The sequence below is a fragment of the Brevundimonas sp. genome (genome assembly GCF_041648115.1).
Lineage (GTDB): Bacteria > Pseudomonadota > Alphaproteobacteria > Caulobacterales > Caulobacteraceae > Brevundimonas.
In genome coordinates this window covers 260726-271842 of record NZ_JBAZPR010000003.1, presented here as the reverse complement: position 1 = coordinate 271842, position 11117 = coordinate 260726, and the positions used below count along the sequence as shown (strand labels likewise).

At 62.0% G+C, this 11117-nt stretch carries 12 protein-coding genes and 3 tRNA genes; 3 read left to right on the top strand and 12 right to left on the bottom strand.

The window, feature by feature from the left end; all coding sequences use genetic code 11:
* Positions 1-73: 73 nt before the first annotated feature.
* The 5 genes from WC597_RS04410 to WC597_RS04390 all read right to left on the bottom strand — a co-directional run bounded on the left by WC597_RS04410 (position 74) and on the right by WC597_RS04390 (position 5973).
* Positions 74-955 carry a TniQ family protein gene (locus WC597_RS04410; RefSeq protein WP_372692041.1) on the bottom strand — a complete coding sequence of 294 codons (882 nt, stop codon included), beginning with the start codon at positions 953-955 and terminating at the stop codon, positions 74-76.
* Positions 956-1000: 45 nt separating this feature from the next.
* Positions 1001-1924, bottom strand: a complete 924-nt coding sequence (locus WC597_RS04405) for a TniB family NTP-binding protein (RefSeq protein WP_372692040.1) — start codon at positions 1922-1924, stop codon at positions 1001-1003.
* Positions 1921-3633 carry a Mu transposase C-terminal domain-containing protein gene (locus tag WC597_RS04400; protein ID WP_372692039.1) on the bottom strand — a complete coding sequence of 571 codons (1713 nt, stop codon included), beginning with the start codon at positions 3631-3633 and terminating at the stop codon, positions 1921-1923. Before WC597_RS04400 ends, WC597_RS04405 begins: the two co-directional genes overlap by 4 nt.
* Positions 3634-3844: 211 nt before the next feature.
* On the bottom strand, positions 3845-4639 hold the full coding sequence (locus WC597_RS04395; RefSeq protein WP_372692038.1) for a DUF1365 domain-containing protein: 795 nt from the start codon (positions 4637-4639) through the stop codon (positions 3845-3847).
* A complete protein-coding gene (locus WC597_RS04390) occupies positions 4636-5973 on the bottom strand; it encodes an NAD(P)/FAD-dependent oxidoreductase (RefSeq protein WP_372692037.1) in 1338 nt (445 codons plus the stop codon). Before WC597_RS04390 ends, WC597_RS04395 begins: the two co-directional genes overlap by 4 nt.
* A gap of 165 nt (positions 5974-6138) precedes the next feature.
* On the opposite strand from WC597_RS04390, the gene WC597_RS04385 reads away from it, so the two are divergent.
* The 3 genes from WC597_RS04385 to WC597_RS04375 are packed head-to-tail and all read left to right on the top strand — an operon-like array spanning position 6139 to position 8152.
* Complete coding sequence (locus tag WC597_RS04385) at positions 6139-6717, top strand: sigma-70 family RNA polymerase sigma factor (protein WP_372692036.1); 579 nt, start codon at positions 6139-6141, stop codon at positions 6715-6717.
* Complete coding sequence (locus WC597_RS04380; protein WP_372692035.1) at positions 6714-7352, top strand: ChrR family anti-sigma-E factor; 639 nt, start codon at positions 6714-6716, stop codon at positions 7350-7352. Before WC597_RS04385 ends, WC597_RS04380 begins: the two co-directional genes overlap by 4 nt.
* Positions 7349-8152, top strand: coding sequence for a DUF1295 domain-containing protein (locus WC597_RS04375; RefSeq protein ID WP_372692033.1), 804 nt, complete (start codon positions 7349-7351; stop codon positions 8150-8152). The genes WC597_RS04380 and WC597_RS04375 overlap by 4 nt, the downstream gene beginning before the upstream one ends.
* 7 nt (positions 8153-8159) lie before the next feature.
* Here the strand turns inward: WC597_RS04375 and WC597_RS04370 are convergent, their stop codons facing one another.
* The 7 genes from WC597_RS04370 to WC597_RS04340 all read right to left on the bottom strand — a co-directional run bounded on the left by WC597_RS04370 (position 8160) and on the right by WC597_RS04340 (position 11084).
* Positions 8160-9116: a rhodanese-related sulfurtransferase gene (locus WC597_RS04370; protein ID WP_372692032.1), complete on the bottom strand. Its 957-nt coding sequence runs from the start codon at positions 9114-9116 to the stop codon at positions 8160-8162.
* A gap of 28 nt (positions 9117-9144) precedes the next feature.
* Positions 9145-9221: transfer RNA gene (locus WC597_RS04365), tRNA-Arg, on the bottom strand.
* 19 nt (positions 9222-9240) lie between these two features.
* Positions 9241-9546, bottom strand: coding sequence for an ETC complex I subunit (locus WC597_RS04360; RefSeq protein ID WP_372692031.1), 306 nt, complete (start codon positions 9544-9546; stop codon positions 9241-9243).
* A 77-nt stretch (positions 9547-9623) separates the two neighbouring features.
* A tRNA-Pro gene (locus WC597_RS04355) sits at positions 9624-9700 on the bottom strand.
* Positions 9701-9745: 45 nt separating this feature from the next.
* Positions 9746-10225: a DUF192 domain-containing protein gene (locus WC597_RS04350; protein WP_372692030.1), complete on the bottom strand. Its 480-nt coding sequence runs from the start codon at positions 10223-10225 to the stop codon at positions 9746-9748.
* Between the two features lie 21 nt (positions 10226-10246).
* A complete protein-coding gene (locus WC597_RS04345; RefSeq protein ID WP_372692048.1) occupies positions 10247-10714 on the bottom strand; it encodes a cold-shock protein in 468 nt (155 codons plus the stop codon).
* A 295-nt stretch (positions 10715-11009) separates the two neighbouring features.
* Positions 11010-11084, bottom strand: a tRNA-Glu gene (locus WC597_RS04340).
* Between the last annotated feature and the right edge of the window lie 33 nt (positions 11085-11117).

The window sequence follows — 11117 nt, the reverse complement described above, 5'->3', positions numbered from 1 at the left end:
AACACCAACATCCCGAACTCGCCGCCTGACATCCGCCAAGCCGCCACCGTTAGACCTCAGGAATGAGGGGTCCTTATTCGACGCCGATCACACCGCTAACGGGGTCCCTTTTCCACGCCGATCCACATGCACGAGGTCGAAGGAGAAGACGGGCACATGCCGTCATCGCCCTGACGCGTAGCCAACTTGGTGCGCGCCGAACGAAACTGTCATCCCAGCGGTCGGTCCCCTTTCCGTGAATATCAGGCATTCTGGCGCCGAGCAGGGCCCATGCAGGCGATGGACCGGGGCCGACTCCGTCACGTCTCACCAACAGAACCTGAGTGGTTAGAAAGGTGGCTGCAGCCTTGAAGCGTTGCGGGTCTTGCTCAAGCCATAACGGACCAGGGGAACGTCCGGCAGTAGCGCGGTGTACTGCGCGTTCGAACGCCAGCGCCGTCGGCGGCGCTGCAAACGCTGGTCTTGCTGCGCGGATTCGACCATCGAGCCACCCACGGTCATGGAGCCTGCGATGAGGGGTGATCTCGTCTTCGCTTTCCACGCTGTCGAGCAGACAGCGATGCTCGCCGCAGGCCAGGCGCCAAAACCCGGCATTCCGCGCCCTCAATACGACATGGCCGTAAAACGCGAGATCACGTCGTGCGCATATGGGGCAAAAGGCATGGCATCCGGGGAACGCAACCCCGTCAGATCGGGCGAAATCGGAGCGGGTCGTCCCAGGATAGCGCCGATCTAAAGCCATGGCTCGAAGCCTGTCGACCGGCTGTGCACTACCCTCAGCCAGCAGCTGGAGCACTTCGGTTGGCGGCGACCAATCGACGTCGATGCGACCAATCAGTCGTGATCCACACGTCTCCTGGCCCCAGGCGACACGCTGGACCCACGACCCTAGCGTTTCGTTGTCCACGGGAGGTGGTGCATAGCTGTAGCCGACTCGCCGCTGCTTACGCGTCATCGGGTGGGTTCTCGCTCGATCTAGTTTGCATGGTGGCCAGCAAACCTAGCGACGGCGTTTTCGCCGCCTGACGATCGGGCGGCCGATCGTCGTCACCGGCGGCAGACTAACGTCGGCGACGATGGCGGCTGCCGTTATTCTCTCCGCACCCGACTGGATGGCGCGCTTTGCTGCCCGGTTGAGGATTTTGACGACTGTGTCGGTGATCCCCTCGCCCATCTCGTGGACACATTCCACCAGGCTGATATCGACGATGGTCTCGTGGCGTAGAGGCAGCGTTCTAAGGTAGGCTTTGATGAACCCCGCGAACTCGGCGTCCGCCTTCCAAGGCTGCAACTCCATGCGCTCGAACCGTCTCTTGAGCTGGATGTCACCGTCAATGAGATCAGCCGCCTGATCGGTTCCCGTGTAGATAATTGGAACCTTCGTCTGATTGGAAAGCCATCGCGTGAGGCCGTAGAAATATAAGACGTGGTCTCGACCCCACCCATGAAGCTGACCAACCTCCTCACAAATGATGAGCCTAGTCCGCGCCCTGTCGATCAATCTCAACAACAGGGCGTAGATGTCGGCGCTGTGCCTAGGCAGCGGCATTGCATAGCCGAGACCTTCAGCAATGCCCTTGGCGAACCAGCGCCGGCTTGGTTCCGGCGGGTATTCCAGGAGAAGGATAGGCACTCTAAGCTCCCCGCTAGCTCTAGACCGGCGCGGAGGGTGGCGATCAAGCAGTGATGAGATGGCATGGGTCTTTCCGATACCCGATGGTCCAATCAGCAGGCCATTGGGCGGGCGCTGGATCTGAGCATGAGCGTAAAGGTCCTCCCCATACTGCTGCACCTGCCTCAAGGCTGGGGTTTCGATCAACTTGTCGCGGCCGATGAAGGCAAATCTTGCCGCTTCCGAGCCGTCCAAGACCTTGCGGGCGTCGGGGATCAAATGTGCGAATGGATCTGACTCGACCGAGGTCATTTCAGCCTCGTGGGAAAATCAGGAATTCGGAAACCCAATAGCGCCTGTTCAGCATGCACTGTGGGGGGTGGTTCAGCACGAGCTGTGAGTGGCGGCTCGGTGGGCACTATCTCAGTGGCGATATCGAGAGACTTCCTGGGATGAAAACCTGACAGATCCAGGGGCCGAGATAAGTCTTCGAGGTGTGAAGCAGTTGGGCCGCGATCGCGAGCCTCACCCAAAAGACGGAGATAAGGGGAAACGTCAGCTCTCTTCGCTTCTCGAATATGCGCCAGCAGCAGCGAGTCTTTGGCTTCTTCAGCCGCCCGGCGACGCCCCTTATTGTAGAGCCGCAACTCATACAGCTCGATGGGTGCGTGACGGTTGGTCACTCTTGGGATGGTCAGGTATGGTCCATCTTCAATCGAGACATAGATCTCGCTCAAGTCGCGGGGATTCCAATGGAACCGGACCTGCCGGCGCCCTTCGTAGATGGGCTTGGCAAGGTCTCCCGATCGAAACCAGCAGTTTTCGAACTTGATTCCTCTGGTTTGAAGCTTTGCATTTCTATGTGGTAGAAATTCAATGAATGTCCTTCGTTGATCCAGTGCGTCCAATCGCCGTGTAGGATGAGTGCTTTGATACTGCCTCCATTTATAAATTCGAGGAGGCTCCGAACCACCATAGGTCTCGTTATTGAACTCCATAAGCGCCAGTAATAGCCGACGCTGGGCCTCTTCGAACGGAAGTTCGGCAGCCCTTTCACCTCCGTGATCTTTCAGCATTTGCGGGTTGCTGAGCGTGGTGCCCGGCCACTCGTGAATATCTGAGGTTAGGCTTCTGAAGGCCCGCTCATGCGGCGATCGCTGTTCAGGCAAACCGGGCAGCCCGATCTCCAAATCGATGCCGTACCGGTCGCAGGACCATTTGAAGGTGTCGTTGTCGAACTCGCCAGCACCATCGACCATGACGCATTCTGGAATGCCGCAGCATTCCCATTCTCCCGGCACCAGATAGGTGCGCAGCAAGTCCGTCTTGTCGGCCACGACCATCGCCATTGCCAGCGCTACGGTTTCTCGTCCGGGCGGAAACCTGGAGAGAAAGCCGGCAAGCTTCACGCCAGTAAACAAGTCTGTAGCTGTCGTGAGCGTGGGTCGCACGACGTGTTCAGGGTGCTCGATGCTCAGCACCTTCACATCGGCGGGCGTGTGATCGATAATTACAAACTGAAGAGGCCTTTCGGCCTGCAAAGTACCTTTCTGCAGCATGTGCATCCGACGCCCCAACCGACCGTGACGTTGCGAAGCGAAGTGCGCCGGATCACGCTTGTAGATGTCTAGAATGGCGCGCCGTATTGACGACTCGGATGGCTGCTCGGCTGCAGGCACTCCATTTCGTTCGAAGTGAGATGCGAGATCGGCGCTCAGCTTTCGGTCATTCCGCTTCTTGTTCGCCCGTTCGTACGTCCAGGCTTCTATGATCCTCAGCAAACGCTTAGAGATCCGCGTTCCCGGTTTTGGTCCCGTTTTTCCGGGCTTCCATGACTCGAATGTGTCGAAGATTTTCGCTCGTTTGATATCGCCTTGATGGGTTTTCAAGGAGACATTCAAGGTCTCCTTCAGAACGCTCTCAGGCAGCGCGTAGCCACCGAATTCCCCAGCCGCTATTCGACGAGCAACGACAAAACGTCGTCTAAGTCGTTCGTCATAGGCACGGGATGCGGAAGGCATGATTGGCGACTCCTGTCGCCAATTAACAAACGCCTTTAGGAGTGGCCGCGCCAGCAATGCACGATTCCACAATTACTACTTCAGGCGTGACGGTAGTAATTATGAGCCAAATTAGCCGGCCTAATTCTGCAAATTTCACATTTTCTGCGAGGCCGCGCAGCGCGTCGGTCGGCAATCAATCGCGAAAAACGCGGGAATCAATCATGGTCGGTCACAATCGGCTATCCTGCGCCTGGTTCTGGATCGTCACCGGCATCTTCGCGCATGGCGGTTGGCGCGTCAGTCTGACGCCCTTCAGCCAAAGCTTGAGCGCCTCGTAATGGATGGCGGCGACCACCTTGAAAGTCATCAGCGGGATCGCCGCTGTAGCCGCCGCGATATGGCGGTCGTCTAGGATCTGGAGTTCAGCGGACATGGCCGCCGTGATCAGCACGCCATCGTCGTCCAGGCCGTCGATCGTCATATCGACCCGTTCAGCCGGTGCATGGCCGCGGAAGCGATAATCCATGTCCATGCCCATGAAAGGCGAAACATACAGCGCCTTGGCGGCGCCCTGTCGGATCAGGCCGGACGTTTGATCCTCGGCTGGCACGGGAATGACATAGGCGTGGCGGATGCCGAAGGTGCTGGTCACCTCGTACACCATCGCCGCCAGTCGGCCGTCGGCGTGATGGCAATAATAGAGGCTGATCGGATTGAAGACGTACCCCAGCACGCGCGGCATGGTCAGCAGACGGATGGGGCCGCCGTCCAGGTCAATGCCTGCGCGGTTCATCCAAGCCTCGACCTGAGGCCTCAAGGCGCCGGAACCGTCGCCGTAATCGCCGTCGTGAAAGGACAGCAGGTTGAAGCGATTGCGAGAGAATAGCCGCAAGCCTCTATCCAGATCATCGATCTCGGCCAGATCCAGCAGCAGCCAGAAGACGCGGTAGTTCAGCTGGTGCGTCTTTGGGCGCAGGCGTCGGTGCATGACCCGGCCACGATAGAGGGCCGAGACCTGGTTCACGCGGCCTGCTCGAATACGGGGGTCGACAGCGGCGACAAATGGATGCGGCCGCTTTCGTTCTGCACCGACCACGGGCGACGGACGCCGCCGAGTTGTTCGGCGACCGCCAAGCCGGATTGCAGCCCATCCTCGTGGAAGCCGGCACCGAAGTGGGCGCCGCAGAACCAGACGCCCCCCTGCCCTTGCAGGCTCCACAACGCTTTCTGGGCTTGGATGGCGGCGGGATCGAAGACTGGGTGTTCGTAGAGTTCGCTGCGCAACAGGGTGTCTGCGCGCGGCGGGCGCGGCGGGTTCAGCGTGACGAACAGGTCGTCCCCCGGCAGGCCCTGAAGCTTGTTCATCCAGTAAGTGACGCAAAGACCATCGTCCGCGCCGATATAGTTCCAGCTGGCCCAGGCGCGACGACGACGCGGCATCAGGCTGGCGTCCGTATGCAGGACCGTCAGGTTGCGGCTGTAGCGGAAGGCGCCCAGCAGGGCTTTCTCCTTGGCCGTGGGTTCCGCCAGCATGGCAAGGGCCTGATCGGCGTGGGCGCCGATCACCACCTGGTCGAAACGCTCGACGCCTCCCTGGCTGTCATGGACGAAGACGCCCTCCTCGGTGCGCCGCACCGATGTCACGCCACGATCCAGGCGCACGTCGTCGATGGCGCGCGCCAGATGTTCGACATAGACCCGGCTGCCGCCCTCGACGGTGCGCCACATGGGACGGCCAACCAGTTTCAGCAGGCCGTGATTTCCGCAGAATCGAATGAAGGACTCGGCCGGATAATCCATCAGCGTATGGGCCGGAGAAGACCAGATGGCGGCGGCCATCGGCAGTAGATGGTCGTCACGGAATGCCTCGCTGAATCCTTCCCGCTTGAGATAGTCGCCAAGGGTGAGCGACGGATCGGACATGCCGGCCAGATCCTTGGGCGCATCGCGATAGAAGCGCAGGATTTCGCTCAGCATCGACCAGAATCGAGGCCGCAGCGCATTGCGACGCTGGGCGAACAGGCCCGGCGCTGCATATTCGAACTTGCCGTCATCCAGCGAGACGGCGAACGACATGTCGGTGGCGCGGGTCGCGATGCCCTGGTGTTCAAACAGGGCGATCAGATTGGGATAGGTCGCATCGTTGAAGCAGATGAAGCCGGTGTCGACGGCGATGTCGCCTGACGGCACGCCCGCCCTCACGGTGTTGGAGTGGCCGCCCAACCGGTCGGCTTTCTCATAGATCGTCACCTGATGCCGCTGGGACAGAAGCCAAGCCGACGACAGGGCGGCGACGCCGGAGCCGATGACGGCGATCTTCAGGCGATCGGCAGACGGATTCGCGGGCGACAGGGACATGGAAACTCCGAATACACGCCCGCTGGCGTAAGCCTAGGCATGAACGGATTACGGGCCGCCGTCATGATCGGATCGCGATTGATCCAGACATTTCGGCTGAGCGTATTAGGGTCCATGCATGTCGAGTCACTGCCCTTCACGTCGAATCCATGCCGGTCCCCGCGCATGAAGACACTCGACAATCCTTCAGACCCCCTCCTGCATGATCGGCTGATCGAAGCGATTGCGCTGCGTCGCGACCGGGAGGCCTTTGCAGCCCTGTTCGCCTATTTCGCGCCGCGCCTGAAAGCCTGGCTGATCAAGTCGGGGGCGACGCCCGGCGCGGCCGAAGACTTCGCCCAGGATGCGATGCTGACCGTATGGCGCAAGGCTGACTTGTTCGACACTTCCAAGGCCCGCGCCGCGACCTGGATCTTCACCATCGCCCGCAATCGTCGCCTGGACATGCTTCGTCGCGACGCGCGCCCTCTGCCGACGCCGGAGATCGAGTTGGCGGGCGAGGATGTACGCCGCCCCGACGAACTTCTGTCGATGTCCCAGGACGCCGACCGCGTTCGAGACGCCCTGTCTCGGCTCAGCGCCGATCATGTCGAGGTCCTGCGCCTCGCCTTCTTCATGGACAGCTCTCATTCCGAAATCGCCAAACACCTCGACCTGCCGCTCGGCACCGTCAAATCCCGTATTCGTAACGCCATGACCAAACTCCGCTTGATCCTCGCTCCGTCAGAGGAAGCCGCGCGATGAACCCGCAACGCAATCCTTCCGAAGAACGGCTGCTCGCCTATGCCGCCGGCACCCTCAGTCCGCCCGAAGCCGTCGTGATGGCCGCTCACTTGGCGATGCGGCCGGCAAACGATGCCTGGGTGCGTGATCTCCAGGCTGTAGGCGGCGAATTCCTCGACGACGCGGCGCCGTCGGCCCTGTCTCAGGATGCGCTCGCCCGGGCGATGGCGCGGATCGAAACCGACGCAGGTGAGGTGAAGGCGCTCGCGCCGCTGAACGACATGCCCGAACTGCCCGAGCCGCTGCGGCGCTATGCGCTCAGCCCTTGGCGCTGGGTCGGCCCCGGCATGCGGGTGCGCGATGTCCATGCGCCTCGTGATGGCGACTGCCGCGTGATCCTGCTGAAGATCGAATCCGGCCGAGAGACGCCCAAGCACACGCACGGCGGCGTCGAACTTACCTGCGTCATCTCCGGCGCCTATGCGACGGAGACCGAGCGGTTCGACGTGGGCGACTTCGAAGAAGCCGATCCCGAGGTGCTACACCAGCCGCGCGTGGTGTCCGAGGAAGCCTGCCTTTGCGTCGTGGCGCTGGATGGCCAGATCCAGCTGGACGGCTGGGTGGGCAAGCTGATCCAGCCGTTCGTTCGCCTGTGACCAGCCTGGCGGCCCTGTGGGGCGTTGCAGCCCTGTTTCTCGTCATCGTGATGTCGACGGCCTGGCTGGTGCAGAAACGCACGGGTCAAGGCGGCTGGGCCGACGCTTTCTGGTCGCTGGGCCTGGGCGCGGCGGGCGTGGGCGTCGCGCTGTTTCCGATCGATGGCGCGGCGCCGTCTCTGCGGCAATATCTGGCGGCGCTGCTGATCGGTCTGTGGGGGCTGCGGTTGGGCGCCCACATCGCAGCGCGCGCCGCCCATGAGGGCGAGGACGCCCGCTACGCCCGGCTGCGCCAGGATTGGGGCACCGGATTTCAGGCCAAGATGTTCGGCTTCCTGATGCTTCAAGCCGGAGCTGCCGCTTTCCTTGCGCTCAGCGTCATGGCCGCCGCCCGCAATCCGACGCCCGGATTGACCCTGCAAGACGGTGTCGCGACGCTGGTCTTCGTCGGTGCGCTCGTGGGCGAGGCCATTTCGGATCGGCAGCTGGCGGCTTTCAAGCGCAATCCTGCCAACAAGGGCGAGGTCTGCGATGTCGGTCTGTGGGCCTGGTCACGTCATCCGAATTATTTCTTCGAATGGCTGGGCTGGTGCGCCTGGCCTCTGTTCGCCGTCAATCTGAGCGGCGAATGGCCGTGGGGCTGGCTGGCGCTGACGGGGCCAGCCTATATGTATTGGCTTCTGACCCAGGTGTCAGGCGTGCCCTTGCTGGAAGAGCATATGCGGCGTTCGCGCCCTAAGGCGTTCGAGGCCTATGCCGCGCGAACCAGCGCCTTTCTCCCTCGCCCGCCGCGTCGCTGAACCGACCTCAGTCCTTGTGGGCGATCCCGAGGTGAATGTCGCCACGTTTGCGAGCAATTTCCATCTGCCTGTGGCGTTCGGCATAGCGCTCGCGTTGACCGTCATCGCGCGTCGTGTGGCAACGCTCGCAGCAGACGCCCTCGACGTAGTGGGGCGAGGCCCGACCGGCGTCATCCACCGGCAAACGGCATCCCCTGCAAAGCGTGTGCGGCCCCTGGCTCAACCCGTGCCCGACCGAGACCCGTTCGTCGAAGACGAAGCATTCGCCTTGCCATAGGCTCTCATCTTCACCTACCGTCTCAAGGTAGCGCAGGATGCCACCTTCCAGATGGTGGACGTTTTCAACGCCCTCCGCCTTCAGGAAGGCCGTCGATTTTTCGCAGCGAATGCCGCCGGTGCAGTACATGGCCACGCGCTTGGCGCCCGTCTGCTCCAGCAGGGCGCGGCCCTCGGTGCGGAACCAGTCGGGAAAGTCGCGGAAGCTGCGGGTGTTGGGTTGGACCGCCCCCTCGAACGCGCCGATCTCGCCCTCGTAGTCGTTGCGCGTATCGATGACCAAGGTCTCCGGATCGGCGATCAGCGCGTTCCAGTCCGCCGGCGACACATAGACGCCCGCCTGTCGCGCCGGGTCCAGATCCGGCTGGCCCATGGTGACGATCTCGCGTTTGACGCGCACCTTCATTCGGTGAAACGGCAAGGCGTTCGTCCAGGCGTATTTGAGCTCCAGCGTCTCGAACCCCGGCATGGCGTGGATTGTGGACAACACCGCGTCGACGGCCGCCGCCGACCCGGCGATGGTGCCGTTCAGTCCCTCTGACGCGACCAGCAGCGTCCCCCTCACCTCTCCGGCGTCGCAAACGGCCTGAAGCGCTTCGCGCACGGCGGCACGATCGGCGACGGGTGCGAAACGATAGAGCGCCGCGACACGGACTGCGTGATCGGGCGAGGTCTGAAAGTCGGTCATGGATCAGGCCCCTCGAAGGCGCCGGGGATGGCGCGCCCAGCAGGACTCGAACCTGCAACATCCCGCTTAGAAGGCGGGTGCTCTATCCGGTTGAGCTATGGGCGCTCTTGCAAGACGTCAGACGTCAGTGCGTCCAGGACTGCTTGCGGTTGGTGGCGAAGTTGTCGGCGTAGGCCTTGATGATCATCGGCGGATCGTTCGGCTCGGACAGGCGGAAGGCGATGCCGTGGCGCTCTGCGTATTCGACCGCCTCTTCCTTCGATTCGAAGTTCAGGCGGACCTGACCGTTCATGTCGCTGGAGCTGGTCCAGCCCATCAGCGGGTCGATGGTGCGCGCCGAGGTCGGTTCGAATTCCAGACGCCAGTCGCGGCTCTTGGCCTTGCCCGACTGCATCGCGGTTTTGGCCGGGCGGTAAATGCGAGCCAGCATGGCGAAATCCTCAGTGACGGCGGGGCCTCTGGCCCTGCCATAACGCGCGCTGGACGTATGATCCAGCGGCCTTCCGTTGGTCGGGGCGAGAGGATTCGAACCTCCGACCCTCTGGTCCCAAACCAGATGCGCTACCAGGCTGCGCTACACCCCGGACCGAACGGAGCGCTCTATTGGCACTTCGCGCGGCGATCCGCAATCAAGGCTTGAAATAAGGATGTAAAACTTTGTCACCGGGCTTGGCGTTGATCTCGGCAGCCCGCCCAGCGCGCAATTCCAGCACGCCATTGGCGGCGCCGTTCGACGCAATGGGTGATTCCGAGAAGGGCGTGGCGTGCGAAGCGATGGAGACGATTCGTCCCCGAGGGTCGATGTAGAGGATATCCAGGGAGCTGGGCGTGTTGCGCATCCAGAAACTCTGCTCGCGCGGCGCCTCGCCCGGCCATTGGAACAGCATTCCGCGGTCGTCCTCAAGCGGCGGACGGAACATCAGGCCGCGCTGCCGCTCAGGCTCCTCATCGGCGATCTCGACCCAGAACGGATGTTCGCCGGATGTGGTGACGATTGCCAGTTTCTGCAGCGGCTCGCCATTAGGACCAAGCGGCGCCTTGGCGGCGCAACCGGCGACAGCGAGCATCAGCAGGCCCGCCATCAGAAAACGTCTCGTCGTCTCGATCATACGCCTCTCCTGGGCGACGGATCAGTCGCCCGGTCTGATGTCCGCGACCACCAGGCCTTTCGGGCCGTTGGCGAATCGCACCCGCACCGCATCGCCGGGAATCAGATCTTCCAGGCCACAGCGACGCAGGGTTTCGATATGGACGAAGATATCGCCCGGTTCGCGATCTCGCACGACGAATCCGTAGCCCTTGGTGCGATTGAACCATTTGACCAGCGCCGTCTCCAGCTCTTCATCGGTTTCGACCGGCGGCCGCATGGTCGTCGTGGCGGCCGGCCGACGCACGACCTGAGGCGCTTCGCCCTCCCCCAGGTCGTGGATTTCGAGCGTCTGCCAGCCTTTCGAGCGTTTGACGCAGTCGCAGGTGATGGGCGCGCCCTCGTCGGCGGCGTCGCGGCCAAGGTCGCGCAGGCTGCTGATGTGCAGCAGAACGTCTCGCATTTCCGTCAGGGCGGGATCGTCCGGGACGATGAACCCATAACCCTTCATCGCATCGAACCACTTCACGCGCCCAGTGACGCGGACGGTCTGCGCCGTCTCCGTCTCGCTATATTCAGACACTTAAGAACCCCCGTCCGTGCCTCTAACGGACTTATTCTTATGTTTAACACTGTTCCGCGAAAGTTTGAAAAGCGGAAAATGCACGCTCGGGGCGAAGGATGTGCCTTTGGGGAATGAAGACGCAGGTGCGACGCCATATAATGGAAGGCGTTTCCGCATCGTCTGAAATGTAAGGCGATTTCGTTGCCAGGAGCCTTGCGGCTCGACCGGCGAACTGCCCGCGTGGCAGTCCCTAGGGGAGTCGAACCCCTCTTTTCAGGTTGAAAACCTGACGTCCTAACCGATAGACGAAGGGACCGCTGCGCGGGAGAGCCGGCGATATAGCCGCGCC